Here is a 16,921-nt window from a genome sequence, read left to right as displayed (position 1 = left end):
AAAGAGCGCTTTTTACGCTTAGGCAAAGCTTTAAATTTTTATCTAAATACATTAAAATTTTAAGCCTTAAAGAGCCAAAAGCTACAATCACAAAAAAGGAGCAAAAATGCATAAAGAGTTAAACAGACAAGGTTTTTACTACGGCTTTCCGGTTTTGCTAGCCACCACAAAAGATAAAAATGCAAACGATGATATCACAGTGCTTTCATCCTCTTGGACGTTAGGAAATACAGTGGTGCTTGGCATAGGCATTGAAAATCAAGGCTTTAAAAATATCAAAAATGGTTCAGATATCACGCTAAATTTATGTGATGAGAGTCTGCTAGAAGCTGTGCAAAAAATGGAAAAACTAACTGGTGATAGTGACGTGCCAGAAGAAAAAAAGAATCTTGGCTACACCTACGAGCACGACAAATTTAAGGCAGCAAATCTCAGCAAAGAGCCTGGCATAAATGCAAAAACTGCCAGGATAAAAGAGTGTAAGATACAGATAGAAACGGTTGCAGAAAAGATAGAGTTAAAAGAGTGGTTTAGCATCGTTACTTGTAAGATTACAGGCATTTTTGTAGATGAAAATTTACTAAAAGATGAAAAGATAGATACGCAAAAATGGCATCCACTAATCTATAAATTTAAAGAATATGTCGGCACTTGCGAGCGTTTGGGATTAAATTTTGGATTTAAAGAGATTTGATTTATAGCTTTATTTGATAAGAACTTAGCAACTTGGTTTTAGTTTTAGCCAAAAAGATTAGTTTGTTAAAATTTAAATCTGACTTTAAGATCTTTCTCAGATACCAAAGCTACAATCTTAAGATCATTTTGTGACATTAAGATCAAATTTATAATACCTTGTATCATTAGTGTCACTTAGCCTTAAAAGTAGTTGCCATCTACCTTCTTTTAGACTTATTTCTTCGCTTACTAGATCATTTTCTTGCCATGAAGCTCTTAAAATTTTATTTTCTTTATTTGTCTGTGGGCGAGTGAGTAAAATTTCATATTTTAAAGCTGAAATTTCTCCTTTTTTTGGAGTTAGATGAAATTTAAACTTAGCATTTAGAGCATTAAAATTTGGCTCAAATTTTAGATCAAATTTCTCATCAAAACGTTTTTCACTCTCTTTGATAAAGGTTATGTTTTCATCGACATTTTGGTAGCTTTGCATATAAGAGCTATCCATTTCGACTGGATGTTTCAGCGCTATGATGATCGTTGCTGCGCAAGCGATAATGATAGCAATGAAGCTAAGCACGATAGCATAAGGCCAAAAGGTTTTTTTATCCATTTTTTACCTTTTTATAAAAGATAACAATTATAAAAAATGCAACCAAACCATAGATGAAAAATCTTAAAAAATTTAACGTAGTTTTATTTGAATTTCCAACACTACTTTCAAGCTGTAAATTTAAGCTAGATGCGATTTGCTCGGCGATATCTGCGTAGCCGTTTAAGATAGCGGCGTTATAGACGTCTTTGCCATTTTTTGAAACTAAAATGGGGATGATGGTGCCTGATTCTGGATTAGGACTTAAAATTTGCTCCTTGTTAAAGAGCTGTGAGGTTTTGCTGTCGGCAAAAATTTCTACTTTCTTTTTATCCTTTATAAGCAGTAAAAAGGCATAAGGCGAGCTAAGGTTTTGCTCTTTAAAAAGAGCTTCTAGCTCACCATCTTTATATACGCCAACTACTAAATTTATACCGCTTTTTGCGTAAAGCTCACTGCCGATCTCATTTAGCTTTACACTTACTTTCTGGCTTAGAATTTCATCATTATTTATCACAAAATTTGCTCCCAAAGCCAAACTTTGTGAGAGCAAAAATATAAAAATGAGTATAAATTTTCTCACACCTAGCCTACAAAAAGGTGGTTTGATGTAAGCACTGACCACGCACAAATAGCTCCTGCAACAACTATCAGCAAGATTATGGCTTTTTCTATTATGCCTAGCATCACTACTCCTTTATAATGACGTGTTTAGCGTTATCAACGCTCTTCATCTCAATACTACTTGCATCTTTTAATGAGTAAGGCCTGGTTGCTACATCTTTTTGCAAGCCAATACCAATATAAGTAAGTACGCCAAGGATAGATAGCAAAAGCAAAACTGCCACCAAATAACCGCTAATGCCATTTAAAGCAAAGATGTTTCTATTTTTATTTTCCATTATTCGCCCTTTGATAGCGATATGACATATTCGCCAACTGCTTTTTGTTGTATCTCGTTTAATCTGCCATCATTAAATTTAGGCATAACACCGATGTTGCCGTTTTTACCACGATTTAGTACATCCACTATAAACTCACTTGAACCATATTTACTAAGATCAGCCGACATGCCATCCATGCCTTTGCCATCATCTCCGTGACAAGCTGCACAAGCTGCGTAAAGCTCTTTTCCCATAGCTACTAAATTTTCATTTTTTGTACTTTTTATAGCACTTATCTCTTTTGCAACATAAGCTGCGATAGCCTTTGCTCCATCAGCATCAGCTAACCCTGCTGGCATCTCACCCATAGGATAATCAAGCCCTTTTGAGCCATTTAGTATCGTATCGACTATTCCTTGTTCGCTACCCCAAATTTGTAAATTTGCAGCTTTGCCACCAATGCCATCGCCTGTGATGCCATGACATGCTGAGCATTGCACCAAAAATACGCTCTCTCCCATAGCATGAAGCGTTTCTTTGCTTGGGTTTGCATACTCTTTTTCAAATTTAGCGTTTGCCTCTTTTACCTCTTTATTGTATTCACCGATTTGTGAGTAAGAATTTAGTGGATAACCAAGTAAATAATACCAGATCGCCCAAACAAGCGTTAGTAAAAAAACTACCGCCCAACCAAATGGAACTGGATTTTTATACTCGCCTATCCCATCCCAGTTGTGCTCGCTAAGCTCTACGCTTTCATCCTTTTTAACTTTCATTTGACCAACATACTTGCCAGCTACAACGACAGTTAGTACGATAATTAAGATGGCACCTATTAACGCAAGTAAATTTATATTATCTTCTAAATTTAGCCATTGCATACGCTCTCCTTTGTAGCCTTTTGCTCTAAAATTTTACTTCCGATCTCATCATCTAGGGCTAATCTTGAATACTTCTCATAATTTCTTCTACCTTGCTTTTCACTTTTGTAAAGATGAAAAAAATAAGCATACAAGGTGATAGCTAAGAATGCTGTCAAAATAAAATAGCCATAAGCTTGAAGTTCTCTAATATCCATTACTAACTCCTATTTTAGGCTATTTAGATAGGCGATAAGTGCCACAATCTGGCGAATTTCACCCTTTGCAAAGGCACTTTTTACTTGCTCGTCTTTCATACTTTCAACGATACTTGCAGCCTGCTCTTTCACGTTAGCATTTGCTTGCTCAAAAGTGCCAAGAGCTGGCATATCTTTCTCATCATAAGGTGTGTTAAAAACCTTTTTAACAGTTAGCGCTTCAGCGTAAGCAGTCTCTATATCAGCATTTTTCTTAAATAAAAATGGATATGCTGGCATGATCGAACCTGGCACAACAGAGGCTGGGTTTAACATATGATTTTCATGCCAATCTGTCGTTCTATAATTACCCACACGCATAAGATCTGGGCCAGTTCTTTTTGAACCCCAAAGATGAGGGCGATCATAAGCAAATTCGCCACTTAGCGAGTACATGCCGTATCTATCAGTCTCTGCTTTAAACGGACGTATCATCTGTGAGTGGCAAGTATTGCAACCATTTTGTATATATATATTTTTTCCAGCAAGCTCTAAAACTGTATAAGGTTTTGTACCCTCAAGTGGCCTAGCTCTATTTGCAAAGTCAGGTAAAATTTCTACCACACCAGCATAAGCTATGACTATAAAGACGCAAACTGCAAAAAAGAATGGATTTTTTTCTAACCAAGCAAACATCACATCACCTCCGCATTGGCTTTAGCACTGCCCATAGGCGTTGCACTTTTTGGCTCTGCCAAAATAGCTTTAGCAGAAGTTGATTTGTAGATATTGTAAGCAAACATCAAAAAGCCAATCAAATACAAAAGTCCACCAATAGCTCTAATGTAATAATAAGGTATAAGCACTACAACAGTATCAATAAATGAGTAGAGTAAATTTCCATAGCTATCAGTCGCTCTCCACATCATACCTTGCGTAATACCAGCAATCCACATCGAAGCAAAGTATAAAACAATACCTGTTGTTTGTATCCAAAATTGAGCTTCCATTAAGGATTTTGAATAAATTTCGCGCTTAAAGACACGTGGCGTCATATGATAAAGTGCCGCCATAGTCATAAAACCAACCCAGCCAAGTGCACCATCATGTACGTGTCCTGGCACCCAGTCAGTATAGTGAGCTAGTGCATTTACAGATTTGATGGCTAAGATAGGGCCTTCAAGAGTTGAAAACATATAAAAAGTTGAAGCTAGGATCATAAATTTAATAAGCGGGCTCTCGCGAAGTTGTGTCCATTCGCCTTTCATTGTAAGAAGCATATTAATAGCTGAACCCCAAGAAGGTAAAATCAAAACAATAGAAAAAACCGAACCCATAGTCTGCATCCAATCAGGCACAGCAGTATATATTAGGTGGTGACCGCCAGCCCAAAGATAGATAAACATAAGACCCCAGAATGAAAATAGCGAAAGCTTATAAGAAAATATCGGCTGTCCGCTCTCTTTTGGCAAGAAATAATAAATTTGGGCGATGATCGCTACTGTAAATACAAACGCAACTGCGTTGTGGCCGTACCACCACTGAACCAAAGCATCATTTGAGCCAGCATACATCGAAACTGAGTGTAGCCATGAGCCATATCCACTAACTAGTCTTGTTGGAATTTCCATGTTATTAAATAGATAAAGCATAGCAACACCAAGAAATGTAGCAATGTAATACCAAACTGAGATGTAAAGTGTCTTCTCGCGGCGTATGCCAATAAGTCCAAATATACTTACGCCCCAAAGCACCCAGACTACTACTACAGCAATATCTAGTGGCCACTCAAGCTCGGCATACTCCTTAGATGTACTCTCGCCCATAAAAAGTGTCACAACAGCTAGAATCATAACAAGTATATAAAGCCAAAAATGAAGCTTACCAATGAACATCAAAAACGGAGATTCGCTCATTGATACTTTTAGAACACGCTGTCCTATGTAATACCAAGTGGCAAATATACCAGAGAGCATAAAACCAAAAATGATACCGTTAGTATGAAGAGGACGCAATCTACCAAATGCCGAATACTCACCAGCTATATAGTTTAGATCAGGACAGGCAAGCTGAAAAGCTACCAAAACACCAATAGCCATACCAACAATACCAAAAAATATCGTGGAGAACATAAAGAGTTTTGCCACACTATAATCATAATGTAGCAACTGGGATGGTCGCATAAATTTTCCTCCTAGTTAAATTTATATTAATTTTCGGTTATTTTAGAGTAGAAAAACTATAAAAAGACTTAATTAATATAAATTCTCTTTTACTAGGAGAGTCTTCTATCTATTTTGTAACCAAGTCCAGGAACATTTTTTATAAAATTACTACCGACTTTATCTCTGACACGCTTAACGAAGGTCCTAATAGCAGCCTCTGTCACGCTCTCGCCAACCCAAACAACATTTTTTATTTCATCGTGAAGCACAAGCGTACCAAGTCTTTTTATGAGTAAAGATATAAATGCAAGCTCTTTTTTTGTAAGAGAAATTTCAACACCATCTCTGATAAGCACACGTTTTATTTTATTAAAACTATATCCATTTGTAACCTGAATAATATTTGCTGTTTCTATCTTATTTTTAGCAACATTTTCTAATGTAACCAAAAAATCATCAAGATCAATCGGCTTTAAAACGTATTTATCAATACCAACATCTATCGCTTTTAGAAGTGTTTCTTTTTCACTATTTGTGCTAAAAACTATAATAGGTGTATCTTTTGAAATTTCTTTAATACTTTTAGCCATATCAAGGCCATTCATTATAGGCATAAAAACGTCTGTTATAACCATATTTGGATTATATTTTTTAAATTTCTTAAGTCCTTCATCGCCATTTTGAGCAGTGATAACTTTTTCGAATTTATCTCGCATAACTTCTTGTACTATTTTTTTACCATCTCCCTCATTTTCAACGATAAGAACAGTTAGATTATTAAGAATCTTGCTCATTTATTCTTCCTTTTTGGTTATATTTATCAAACTTCATAAATTTTGACGCAATTAACAATTATTTCTCTTATTTTTCTATCTTAAGCATTTGCTCTATATCCTAAAAATGATAGATAAATTCCATTTATTATCATTATGCTAGCTGAAATCTTAAACATTATGTCTTTAAATTTTTCATTTAAAATTCCAAATACAAAGCTAGCTAAAAGCATAGCTGGCAATGTGCAAAGACCAAATACAAGCATTGTAAAAGCCGAATCAATAAAATTTGCACTTAAAATCCCAAGTGCCAAAAAATAATAAACCACACCACAAGGTAAAAAGCCATTTAAAAAACCAAGTAATAAAAAATTTGTTAAATTTTTCTTTTGAATCCTCGTTTTTGCAATTCTTACTACAAAATTAAGTGCCTTTTGATTCTCTACAAATTTTAAAAGCTCGCCCCTAAAAAGCAAGGCAATGCCGATAAACGCGATCATTAAGCCAATTATGAAAAATATCAAACCTCTTACTTGCATGCTAAAGCTAATAACAGCTCCAAAGGCACCAAACAAAGCTCCTAAAACTACATAAGCAAAAATTCTAGCTAGACTATAAAGCGTACTTAGCATTAAAATTTCTCTCTTGCTTTTGCCTTTAAAAAATAGAGTCTGTAAGCTCAAAAATCCGCTGCACATACCTACACAATGACTAAAGCTACTTAAAAATGCAACTGAGATAATCATGTAAAGGTTTATATTTTGCATCTTATAAAATTTCTAAAAACTGCTTAAATATATATTTACTCTCACTTGGACCACCACTTGCTTCTGGGTGGTGCTGAACTGAAAAGATCGGATAGTCTTTGTATCTCACACCCTCAATTGTGTTGTCAAATAAATTTCTATGAGTCACAACCGCTACTTCTGCGATACTCTCTGGCACGTTGTAGTTGTGATTTTGTGTTGTTATCTCAATTGCTTTTGTCTCTAAATTTAGCACTGGGTGATTTGCTCCGTGCTGACCAAATTTAAGCTTATATGTCTCGTACCCAAAGGCGTTTGAGAGTAACTGATGTCCAAGACAAATGCCAAATATAGGTATCTTAGCCTCAATCATCTTTTTGATCTCGCCTATTTCAGCCTTTAAATTTTTTGGCTCACCAGGACCATTTGATAAAAATACCCCATTTATCTCACCGTTTTTAAATTTTTCTATTAAAATTTCAGCCTTAGTGTCGTGTGGCACGACGATGACTTCAAGGCCAATTTCACATAGCTCGTTTAAGATATTTCTCTTTACACCAAAGTCAAAAACAGCTATTTTTTTGCCAATACTTTTTAGCGGCTTATATGACTTTAAATTTCTATCCCATGCACCTTTTTTGTGCTCATATTCATCCATTGCACTAACTGTTTTTACATAGTTTATATTTTCTATACGTCCGCTACTTTCAAGCCTACGTTTTAGCTCATCTTTGTCGCTTATCTGCGTTGAGATATAAGCCATCAAGGCACCCTCGTCACGCAGCATCTTTGTGAGGTATCTAGTATCAACGTCATAAACGCCAAATTTACCTTGCTCTTCGAAAAATTTTCCCAAAGATTTTTGTGAGCGGTAGTTTGACGGAGTCTCGTTGTAGCTTCTCATTATAACGCCACTTGCATGAATTCTAAGACTCTCCATATCGTCTTCGTTTATACCTACTATGCCTATTTCTGGCATCGTAAAGACGATAAACTGACCAGCATAGCTTGGATCGCTCATGATCTCTTCGTAGCCAGTCATCGAGGTATTAAAAACGAGCTCACCTGCACACTCGCCGTGAGCACCAAAAGCTTTTGCTTCTAAAAAAACACCATTTTCAATATAAATGTAAGCTTTCATCAAAGCATGCCTCTTTTTTTAAGCTCATCTTGATACAAACGCTCAAAGACAAGATCATATTCATCAGTTCCTGGGATTAGCTTATGTTTATAATTTTGCATCATTTCATAAACATCATCTTCTATCTTCTCATAGCTTTTTAAGTACTCGTCTATTGAGTTATAAATCACATTTTTTACGCGATTTTCAGATACATTATAGTCAACAAGACCACTCTTCCAAATAGTTTCAAGCACTTTGTGAGCGATATTGCTAAATCTATCTTCGTGGGTTAAGATTACATCAAATTCACCTGCAAGCTTCTTTTTAACGAGCCAAAACATGTTTTTACGGTCAATTTGCATAGTTTGCATTTCGTCTTCATTTTTCTCCAAAAGCTCATTTGCTCGCTCATCTAAAGCTCTTTCTTTTTGAATATCGACTGTTAAAATTTCACTTGTTTTTGCTACGATTGGCTCAATGCCTTTATTTAGTCTTACGAAACCACAATTTAGAAGATCTATTGCTATTTTATGTGAAATATACGGAACGTGTGGGAGTTTTAAACGCATTTTAAACCTTTAAATTTTTATGCCATTTTAACTAAATAAAGGTAAAACTTTACTTTGAAATTTTAACGACTTTATTATTATCGCTTCTTAAAAAATAAATTTCTCTTCGTCCATCATAAAGTATCTTTCCATCAATCTTTTGCTCATTTTCTAAATTTGATGAGATATCTAAAGATAGCGATTTGCTCATAAAATAATTCTCTCCTAAGGTGCGTCCAAAGTCAGGATACCAACTAAAAGCACAAACTATCAGCAAAACTAAATAAAAGGCTCTAAAAATTTTTCTAAATGGCGCGTAAAAAAAGCAATACCCAAATATAAAAAATATAGGCAAAAGCCATAAAAAAGGCACGTTATCAACAAAAATAACATTAAAATACTCGCTTATGCCATAGTAAGAAAAGTAGTTGTTGTAAATTCCAACAAATAGCGTAAAAATAGGAGCAAGGACAAATATAATACCCGTAAAAAAAGCATTTAAAATTTTCATAATCTCTCCTTTTGAGTGAGATTATATTAAACATAAGCTTTAATATTACTAGATTGATGAAAGCTAGACTAAAATTCAAAGCAAAATGCCATACATAGACATCTACTGCTTCTAGCAATACTTTAAAAACAGTTTAGCTATAAGCTAAACTGCCTTAAATTTATTATTTTTTAGATAAATACTCTTGCAAGCTTTTTACTTCAAGTGCTTTACCAGTTTGAACTGCACTTAGCGACTTAGCAGCAGCAAGTGCTGCACGGATCGTTGTAAAGTAAGGTATCTTAAATCTAGAAAAATTTTAAGCTCTCAAGCATTTTTATATCACTAAATTTATCTCTAAAATTTATAAAATTTGCTTCTAGCTCAGCCTTTCGTTTAAGTGCAATATCTATAAATTCTTGTTCTTTTTCAATACCTATAAAATTTCTACCTAGTAAATTTGCAGCTATACCAGTTGTTGCAGAGCCTGCAAATGGATCACAAATGACACTATTTTCATTACTTGCCATCAAAATAAGCCTTATCAAAAGCGAAAGTGGTTTTTGTGTAGGGTGCTTACCGCATACTTTCTCCCAAGGAGCGATCGCGGGAAAACTCCAAACGTCTTTCATTTGCTTGCCGTCGTTTAGCTTTTTCATCAGTTTGTAGTTGAAAATATGCTTAAATTTCTCGCTTTTTCTCGCCCAGATTATCTGCTCGGTGCTATGCGTTAGATACCTACAGCTAAAATTTGGCGGAGGATTAGTCTTTTGCCATGTAATGATGTTTAAAATTTTATAATCAAGCTTTTGAAGCGCTCTACCTATAGAAAAGATGTTGTGATATGTCCCACTTATCATCACGCTACCATTATTACTAAGTGCGTTTTTAGCGAGTTTGAGCCATTCTAGATTAAACTCATCAATTTCATCGATATTTGTGCCCTCATCCCACTTGCCTTTATTTACGCTAACTATCTGCCCGTTTTGGATGCTAAGTCCGCCATTTGAAAGAAAATATGGTGGATCCGCAAAGATAAGATCAAACTCGCCTTTAAATTTAGCTAGTTCGCTAAAGCAGTCACCATTTATGAGTCTGAAATCGTTATGCATTTTTAAGCTCATTTATAAAAAGGTGCAAATTTGCAAGGTTATAAATCCTTACACACTTATAGGCCTCTTGTAGCTTATTTCTAGCATCGTGCCAACCCCAGCCATCAGTGATCCAGATAAATTTATACTCTGGCAAATATGAGATCTTTTTGGCTATTTCGATGTAGGCTCTTGCTACTTCGTTTAATTTCGAGCCACCGCCACTATAAAAATTTGCTTCGATTAGATAAGTGATATTTTGTATACGAGTCGCAAAATCAAATATCTTCACATCACTACCTAAATTTAATGAAAAATTTGAGCTTGATACTTCAGCTTGAAAGCAGATATTTTCACGCTTTTTAGAGAATATCGAAGCTGTTTTGAGGTGCTAAATTTACTAATTGCCGTTCGAGAAAGTGGTAGAAAAGTTGTGAGTTCAAGCGGCAGTTTACTTGAGTTAAAGAGTTATTTTGATGAGCCAGAGAAAATTTACAACTTTCTTTTAGAGACTGGACTTGATGAAATTTTCAAGGATAGAAAAGTTAAAAATTTATGTGATTATGTGTTTGGCGTAGAGGTTGGACTTGACACAAATGCCAGAAAAAACCGCAGTGGAACAAATTTTTCGAATTTAATCTCAGAAATGTTTCGCTCTGAAAATATCTGTTTTCAAATCTTTTGAACCAAGCAAGGAATTTAAAGCATTAAGTTTGATAGCGACCTTCACGAGGTTTTTAGAACATTTTTCAAAATCACAAAAGTAGCCGAGCGTGGCATTTGTCTCTTTTAAACTTGCCATAAATTCATCAAAAGGAGTTATATTATTCATTTTTTACCTTGATCTTTTGACTTACTTGTGGACAAGATTTAAATTTCACTTCAGTAAAATCATCAGCTCCAAGCACGATCTCGCTCTTTTCATAAGCCTTTTTGGCGATCTTACATGCCTCATGCTGATCTTTTGCTTTAAACTTTATTTTTTTACTTAAAATTTCAGTTATCTCAACTTCAAATTCTTTCATTAAATTCCCATTTTAGTAAATGCTTGCTCACTCTCTCTTTCAAGCTGCCTTGATATATCTTCGTAACTAGCAAATTTCACCTTTTGAGCTATCTGCTTGTAGATGCTAGCTCTCAAAACGCTTTCATACTCTCTTTGCCTCTTTTTGTCTGCGACTATAAACATCCTAGCATTAAAGTCTTGAAGCTCAAAAAATTTGTTTAGTGAATTTTTAAAGTCTGTACTATGTTCAACTTCGTAAAATGAGTTTGGTAAATTTCTTTCGTTAAACCATATTGCATCTATTGTTTTTGCTCTTTTAACGATATCTTCGTAACTAAATTTATATATCCCACTCAAGCTCGCAAAGTTTCTTATCTGATTTATAAATTTTGTTCTTATCTTGAGCTGGGATGAATGTTTGAAAATGTCTTAAATTTCCTATCTCAACAATAACGCCTTGAAAATAAGAATGTGTAAATTTCTCATTTTGCTCACTCTTACTATCACCTGTTTTGGCTAAATTTTTATCCCTAAACTCGCAAAGTCCCCAAAGTCCGGCTCTGATCTTATAAAATTCTTTATTAGTCTGCACTATCCGTCTTATACTAGCAAATGGGGTTTTACTACCCCAAGTGCTAACATCAGTTTTATGATAAAGATCAAAAAGCGTTGCCATGCCACCAAGGCTAGCTAACGCTTCTACTACACACTCTTTTTGGTTCATTTCTCGCTTAGATACTCTTGCAAGCTTTTTACTTCAAGTGCTTTGCCAGTTTGAACTGCACTTAGCGACTTAGCAGCAGCAAGTGCTGCGCGGATCGTTGTAAAGTAAGGAATTTTAAATCTAAGCACATTTTGGCGGATCTTTTTGCCATCATCCACGCTTGATTTTGTATCGCTTGTATTGATGACAAGCGCGATGTCGCCGTTTTTTAGCCTATCTTCGACGTTTGGTCTGCCTTCGCTTATCTTATAGACAAACTCAGCCTCAACGCCAGCTTCGCTTAAAATTTTATGCGTACCACCAGTTGCGATGATGCTAAAGCCAAGCGCTATTAGCTCTCTTGCAAGGTCTGGCGCGTAAGATTTATCAGCGTCAGCTAACGTTAAAAATACCCTGCCTTTGCTTGGCAAAGTATTGCTAGCAGCGATCTGGCTCTTTGCAAACGAGCTTGCAAAATCGTGGCTTATACCCATTACTTCACCCGTACTCTTCATCTCAGGACCAAGGATGAGATCGGCGCCACTTAGCTTATTAAACGGCAACACGCACTCTTTTACGCAAATATACGAGCTAACGCGAGGTTTTAGGATATCGCCATCTTCATAAACCACTTTGTAATCATCATAAAATTTAAGCGCTTCACGTAAATTTCCTTGCCACATAACTCTTGTCGCTACCTTTGCCATAGGCACGCCAGTAGCCTTGCTCACAAACGGCACAGTCCTACTCGCGCGAGGATTTACCTCGATCATATAAAGCTCGTTTTCATATATAGCAAACTGGATATTCATAAGGCCGACAACGCCTAAATTTAGAGCAATATCTCTGGTTTGCTTCTCCACTTTTTTTATCATTCCATCACTTAAACTCATCGGTGGCAGTATACAAGCTGAGTCGCCAGAGTGAATTCCAGCCTCCTCGATGTGCTCCATTATCGCACCGATATAGACCTCTTTGCCGTCACATATCGCGTCTACGTCGAGCTCTTTTGCATCTTGTAAAAATTTATCAAGTAGCACTGGCGAGTGGTTGCTAACCTTTACCGCTTCACTCATATACTCTTTTAGCTCACTCTCGTTGTGTACCCTTTTCATCGCCCTGCCGCCAAGGACGTAGCTTGGGCGAACAAGCACTGGATAGCCGATATTTGCGGCCTTTTGTAAGGCTTCCTCTAAGCTAGTGGCGGTGTCATTTTTAGGCTGAAGAACGCCTATTTTATTTATAAATTCGCTAAATTTCTTTCTATCTTCGGCCACATCGATCACTCTTGCAGTTGTTCCGATGATCTTAGCACCGATCACGCTTAGGCGTTTTGCAAATTTAAGTGGAGTTTGGCCGCCAAAATGCACGATCACCCCGTCTGGCTTTTCGCGCTCGATGACTGCTCTCACGTGCTCAAAATCAATCGGCTCAAAATATAAAATATCGCTCGTGTCGTAGTCGGTTGAGACGGTTTCTGGATTGCAGTTGTACATTATCGTTTTTATGCCAAGGTCTCTTAGAGCGTAGCTTGCATGCACGCAGCAGTAGTCAAACTCTATGCCCTGGCCGATCCTGTTTGGACCGCCGCCTATTATCATCACCTTTTTAGCGTCTTTTGCTAGCTCTTTTTTAGGAAATTTAGTGATATTTGTGGTTGAGTAAAGATACGGCGTTAGTGCCTTAAACTCGCCCGCACAAGTATCGACCTCGTTGTATTCAAGCTCGATGCCAAGCTTTTGCCTAGCAAAATAGATATCATTTTGACTAAGCTCAAGATCGTCTTTTTCATTTATAAGCACAGCTATCATCTTGTCTGAAAAGCCCATACTTTTGGCCTCTCGCAAAAGCTCTTCGTTGTTTAAGATATCCATGTCGATCTTATCTTCAAATTTAACTATCTCATAAATTTGCTCTAAAAACCAAGGATCAATCTTACTAAACTCATGCACCTCAGCCACGCTAAAACCATCTCTAAAAGCTTGTGCTAGATATAAAATTCTCTGCTCATTTGCATTTCTGATACCATAAATCAGAGCGTTTTTCTCTAGGCTAAGGCTATTAAATCCGCAAAAATCGCGCTCTAGACTGCAAAGCGCCTTTTGGATACTCTCTTTAAATGTCCTGCCAATGGCCATAACCTCGCCAACTGACTTCATCGCAGTGCCTAGATATGGGTTTGATCCTGGAAATTTCTCAAATGTAAAGCGTGGAATTTTTGTCACTATGTAATCAATCACCGGCTCAAAGCTAGCAGGTGTGCCTGTGATGTCATTTTTGATCTCATCTAGGCTAAAACCAACTGCAAGTAGAGTCGCGACCTTTGCAATAGGATAGCCAGTAGCCTTACTTGCAAGTGCAGAGCTTCGGCTCACACGTGGATTCATCTCGATAACGATCATACGGCCCGTTTTTGGATCTATGGCAAACTGCACATTACTACCACCAGTATCAACACCGATCTCACGAAGTATGGCAAAGCTAGCGTCACGCATAGCCTGATACTCTTTATCTGTGAGTGTGAGTGCTGGTGCAACCGTGATGCTATCGCCTGTGTGAACGCCCATTGGGTCAAAATTTTCGATCGAGCAGACGATGATGCAGTTATCGTTTCTATCTCTGATAACCTCCATCTCATACTCTTTCCAGCCAAGCAGGCTCTCTTCTATCAAAATTTCATGTATTGGGCTTGCGTCAAGGCCAGTGTTGGCTAACTCTTTAAATTCGTCCATATTGTAAGCCACGCCGCTTCCTGCGCCACCAAGCGTGTAGCTAGCTCTTATGATGAGCGGAAAGCCTATCTCATTTGCCGCATTTAGCGCGTCGTCCATGTTGTAGGCATATCTACTCTCAGGCAAGTCCATGCCGATCTTTTGCATGGTCGCTTTAAAAATTTGTCTATCTTCGCCCTTTTTTATCGCTTCTGGGTTTGCACCAAGAAATTTCACATCCTTTAAAAGGCCGCTCTCAAAGACCTCCATAGCGGCATTTAGCGCTACTTGTCCGCCCATCGTTGGCAAGATAGCATCAATATTTTCTTTTTCGATGATCTTTAAAATGCTATCTTTTGTGATCGGCTCAATATACGTTGCATCGGCAAAATTTGGGTCAGTCATGATAGTGGCTGGGTTTGAGTTGATAAGTACTACGCGGTATCCAAGCTCTTTTAGCGTCTTGGCTGCTTGCGTGCCTGAGTAGTCAAATTCGCAGGCTTGACCGATGACGATAGGGCCTGAGCCGATTAGCAAAATGGTATTTATGTCTGTTCTTTTTGGCATTATTTTTCCTTTGTTACAACGTATAGATAGTTTGGTATGTTTAGCTTCGCATAGGGCTCAACTATCACACTTTGATAGGAGCTCTCTTTTAAAATTTTACTCACGCGCCCTACTGGCACCCCACTAAAAAATATCCCGTCAAGCCCGCTCGTAAAGACCTCGTCACCCTCTTTTGGGCTGAGCCATTGTGGGATAAATTTCACCATTATTTGGCCTTGATTTCCATGCGCGACGCCTGGAATTTTGTCATTTCCTATGTAAACCGCAAATATACTTTTTGGGTCATTTTGCAAGTAAGCTAGTGGCTTGCCATCTTTTGCGATGACGATGCCAGCGCTATTTCCTTGATAGATGAGTCCATAAATTTTATTTGGATCGTATCCTTCAAACTCACTTATCCAAATTTTATTATAATCCCCGATATGCACGTAGCTAAGCCCTTTTACAAGCTTTACAGCTGGGGCATAGGCAGTCGAGTTTTTATCTTTTAAAATTTGATTTAGCTCGTTTGCAAAAGTAGAAAGAAGTGTGGCCGAGCGCTCTAGTTCTTCATTTTGTGCTCTTAGTTTTTCTATCTCACTAGCCTGCCTAAAATATTCGTTTATATAATCTTTCACGCTTTTAGCAAAATTGTCGTATGAATTTGTAGCATAGTTACTAAACCCGATAGAAAGATTACTTAAAATTTCTCCCTTAAAAACTGAGGCCGTAGCAAGCAATGCTATAAAAACAAAAAGAACAATCTTACTCTTCATTTGTCAGCTGTTGTAAAAGCCCAATCTCTTCAAGTGCCTTGCCCGTTCCTCTAGCAACCGCGAGAAGTGGCTCATCTGCTACAAAAACTGGAAGTTTAACGATATCAGATAAAAATTTATCAAGTCCTCTAATAAGCGCTCCGCCGCCAGTTAGTACGATACCAGTCTCCACGATATCGCCAGCAAGATCAGGCGGCATCATCTCAAGCACGGTTTTAAGCGCATCTGCAATCTCTTTTAGTGGCTCTCTCATCGCCTCTCTCACATCTTCGCTTGTTAGTTCTACTCTACTTAAAAGACCGCTCACTTGGTCGCGACCTTTTACCACTACGCTTAGCTCTTTTTCAAGCTGCACGGCAGAACCTACGGCGATCTTTATCTCCTCGCCTGTTCTCTCACCTATTAGTAGGTTATATTTCTCTTTTATATAATTAACAATGCTAATATCAATCTTGTCACCAGCTGTGCGGATTGATTTTGAGATTACTAGGCCGCCAAGTGAGACAACACCTATCTCAGTCGTACCACCACCGATATCAACTACTAGATTGCCTTGTGGCTCACGAACTGGTAAATTTGCGCCAATTGCTGCTGCCATAGGCTCTTCGATCAAAAATACCTCTCTTGCTCCAGCACTTAAGGCACTTTCTCTAACAGCCTTTCTTTCGACCTGGGTTAGCCCATAAGGAACTGAGATGATGATCCTTGGGCGTAAAAAGCTTTTTCTTTTGTGAGTCTTTTCTATAAAATAGCGTATCATACGCTCAGTCATATCAAAATCCGCAATAACGCCATCTCTCATTGGCCTTATCGCCTCAATATCGCCTGGAGTTTTTCCTACCATCTCTTTTGCAGCATGTCCGACCGCTAAAATTTTTTGTTTGCCATATTTCTCACGCCTTACTGCAACAACAGAAGGCTCGTTTATTATTATGCCTTTATCTTTTACCAAAACAAGTGTATTTGCCGTACCTAGATCTATACCCATATCACTTGAGAAAAAACCTATAACCTGATCTAAAAACATCTATTTCC

23 protein-coding genes are annotated in these 16,921 nt (G+C 37.3%); 2 read left to right on the top strand and 21 right to left on the bottom strand.

Translation table 11 applies throughout. From position 1 onward, the window contains the following. The first annotated feature begins 106 nt into the window (after window positions 1-106). A complete protein-coding gene (locus tag F3G66_RS01295) occupies window positions 107-694 on the top strand; it encodes a flavin reductase (protein ID WP_149706893.1) in 588 nt (195 codons plus the stop codon). A gap of 123 nt (window positions 695-817) precedes the next feature. Here F3G66_RS01295 and F3G66_RS01290 read toward each other — a convergent pair whose 3' ends face one another. The 14 genes from F3G66_RS01290 to F3G66_RS01225 form a co-directional block, all read right to left on the bottom strand. Beyond that, window positions 818-1,288, bottom strand: a complete 471-nt coding sequence (locus F3G66_RS01290) for a FixH family protein (RefSeq protein WP_149706892.1) — start codon at window positions 1,286-1,288, stop codon at window positions 818-820. After that, window positions 1,281-1,850 carry a hypothetical protein gene (locus F3G66_RS01285; RefSeq protein ID WP_149706891.1) on the bottom strand — a complete coding sequence of 190 codons (570 nt, stop codon included), beginning with the start codon at window positions 1,848-1,850 and terminating at the stop codon, window positions 1,281-1,283. The genes F3G66_RS01290 and F3G66_RS01285 overlap by 8 nt, the downstream gene beginning before the upstream one ends. A 106-nt stretch (window positions 1,851-1,956) precedes the next feature. Beyond that, complete coding sequence (locus tag F3G66_RS01280) at window positions 1,957-2,169, bottom strand: DUF4006 family protein (protein ID WP_149706890.1); 213 nt, start codon at window positions 2,167-2,169, stop codon at window positions 1,957-1,959. After that, on the bottom strand, window positions 2,169-3,032 hold the full coding sequence (locus F3G66_RS01275; protein ID WP_021091000.1) for a cbb3-type cytochrome c oxidase N-terminal domain-containing protein: 864 nt from the start codon (window positions 3,030-3,032) through the stop codon (window positions 2,169-2,171). Before F3G66_RS01275 ends, F3G66_RS01280 begins: the two co-directional genes overlap by 1 nt. Further along, a complete protein-coding gene (locus F3G66_RS01270; RefSeq protein WP_021090915.1) occupies window positions 3,020-3,229 on the bottom strand; it encodes a cytochrome c oxidase, cbb3-type, CcoQ subunit in 210 nt (69 codons plus the stop codon). The genes F3G66_RS01275 and F3G66_RS01270 overlap by 13 nt, the downstream gene beginning before the upstream one ends. Before the next feature lie 9 nt (window positions 3,230-3,238). Then, a complete protein-coding gene (ccoO, locus tag F3G66_RS01265; RefSeq protein WP_084041629.1) occupies window positions 3,239-3,904 on the bottom strand; it encodes a cytochrome-c oxidase, cbb3-type subunit II in 666 nt (221 codons plus the stop codon). Further along, window positions 3,904-5,391, bottom strand: a complete 1,488-nt coding sequence (ccoN, locus tag F3G66_RS01260; protein WP_084041628.1) for a cytochrome-c oxidase, cbb3-type subunit I — start codon at window positions 5,389-5,391, stop codon at window positions 3,904-3,906. The genes ccoO and ccoN overlap by 1 nt, the downstream gene beginning before the upstream one ends. A 92-nt stretch (window positions 5,392-5,483) precedes the next feature. Continuing rightward, a complete protein-coding gene (locus F3G66_RS01255; protein ID WP_021090989.1) occupies window positions 5,484-6,167 on the bottom strand; it encodes a response regulator transcription factor in 684 nt (227 codons plus the stop codon). Window positions 6,168-6,247: 80 nt separating this feature from the next. Further along, entirely contained in the window at window positions 6,248-6,913 is a 666-nt protein-coding gene (locus F3G66_RS01250; protein ID WP_223154181.1) for a sulfite exporter TauE/SafE family protein, read from the bottom strand. A gap of 1 nt (window position 6,914) precedes the next feature. Then, a complete protein-coding gene (gene carA / locus F3G66_RS01245; RefSeq protein WP_149706889.1) occupies window positions 6,915-8,033 on the bottom strand; it encodes a glutamine-hydrolyzing carbamoyl-phosphate synthase small subunit in 1,119 nt (372 codons plus the stop codon). Then, window positions 8,033-8,584: a DUF507 family protein gene (locus F3G66_RS01240; RefSeq protein WP_103588814.1), complete on the bottom strand. Its 552-nt coding sequence runs from the start codon at window positions 8,582-8,584 to the stop codon at window positions 8,033-8,035. Before F3G66_RS01240 ends, carA begins: the two co-directional genes overlap by 1 nt. A gap of 49 nt (window positions 8,585-8,633) precedes the next feature. Then, window positions 8,634-9,074, bottom strand: a complete 441-nt coding sequence (locus tag F3G66_RS01235; protein WP_149706888.1) for an isoleucyl-tRNA synthetase — start codon at window positions 9,072-9,074, stop codon at window positions 8,634-8,636. A gap of 287 nt (window positions 9,075-9,361) precedes the next feature. Next, the gene (locus F3G66_RS01230; RefSeq protein WP_223154180.1) at window positions 9,362-10,165 is read right to left on the bottom strand and encodes a DNA-methyltransferase; all 804 of its coding nucleotides are present in this window, start codon (window positions 10,163-10,165) and stop codon (window positions 9,362-9,364) included. Next, window positions 10,158-10,493 (bottom strand): type II restriction endonuclease, encoded by a 336-nt coding sequence (locus tag F3G66_RS01225; RefSeq protein ID WP_223154196.1) that lies wholly within the window; start codon window positions 10,491-10,493, stop codon window positions 10,158-10,160. The genes F3G66_RS01230 and F3G66_RS01225 overlap by 8 nt, the downstream gene beginning before the upstream one ends. Window positions 10,494-10,532: 39 nt before the next feature. On the opposite strand from F3G66_RS01225, the gene F3G66_RS01220 reads away from it, so the two are divergent. After that, complete coding sequence (locus F3G66_RS01220; protein WP_262483385.1) at window positions 10,533-10,829, top strand: type II restriction endonuclease; 297 nt, start codon at window positions 10,533-10,535, stop codon at window positions 10,827-10,829. Here the strand turns inward: F3G66_RS01220 and F3G66_RS01215 are convergent. The 7 genes from F3G66_RS01215 to F3G66_RS01190 are packed head-to-tail and all read right to left on the bottom strand — an operon-like array spanning window position 10,785 to window position 16,913. Further along, window positions 10,785-10,946 (bottom strand): type II restriction endonuclease, encoded by a 162-nt coding sequence (locus F3G66_RS01215; RefSeq protein WP_223154195.1) that lies wholly within the window; start codon window positions 10,944-10,946, stop codon window positions 10,785-10,787. The two genes, F3G66_RS01220 and F3G66_RS01215, sit on opposite strands and share 45 nt — an antisense overlap. Window positions 10,947-10,968: 22 nt before the next feature. Continuing rightward, window positions 10,969-11,169, bottom strand: a complete 201-nt coding sequence (locus F3G66_RS01210) for a DpnD/PcfM family protein (RefSeq protein WP_103592802.1) — start codon at window positions 11,167-11,169, stop codon at window positions 10,969-10,971. Beyond that, entirely contained in the window at window positions 11,169-11,507 is a 339-nt protein-coding gene (locus tag F3G66_RS09565) for a hypothetical protein (protein WP_223154179.1), read from the bottom strand. The genes F3G66_RS01210 and F3G66_RS09565 overlap by 1 nt, the downstream gene beginning before the upstream one ends. After that, on the bottom strand, window positions 11,491-11,874 hold the full coding sequence (locus F3G66_RS09560; protein ID WP_223154178.1) for a hypothetical protein: 384 nt from the start codon (window positions 11,872-11,874) through the stop codon (window positions 11,491-11,493). Before F3G66_RS09560 ends, F3G66_RS09565 begins: the two co-directional genes overlap by 17 nt. Further along, a complete protein-coding gene (gene carB / locus F3G66_RS01200) occupies window positions 11,871-15,131 on the bottom strand; it encodes a carbamoyl-phosphate synthase large subunit (RefSeq protein ID WP_149706883.1) in 3,261 nt (1,086 codons plus the stop codon). The genes F3G66_RS09560 and carB overlap by 4 nt, the downstream gene beginning before the upstream one ends. Continuing rightward, window positions 15,131-15,886, bottom strand: a complete 756-nt coding sequence (gene mreC, locus F3G66_RS01195; protein WP_084109149.1) for a rod shape-determining protein MreC — start codon at window positions 15,884-15,886, stop codon at window positions 15,131-15,133. Before mreC ends, carB begins: the two co-directional genes overlap by 1 nt. Next, the gene (locus tag F3G66_RS01190; RefSeq protein WP_021090637.1) at window positions 15,876-16,913 is read right to left on the bottom strand and encodes a rod shape-determining protein; all 1,038 of its coding nucleotides are present in this window, start codon (window positions 16,911-16,913) and stop codon (window positions 15,876-15,878) included. The genes mreC and F3G66_RS01190 overlap by 11 nt, the downstream gene beginning before the upstream one ends. Window positions 16,914-16,921: the final 8 nt, after the last annotated feature.

It is taken from the genome of Campylobacter concisus, assembly GCF_902460665.1.
GTDB lineage: Bacteria > Campylobacterota > Campylobacteria > Campylobacterales > Campylobacteraceae > Campylobacter_A > Campylobacter_A concisus_AL.
Note: the sequence above shows the minus strand (reverse complement) of the source record. Positions and strands in the feature narration are given on the sequence as shown.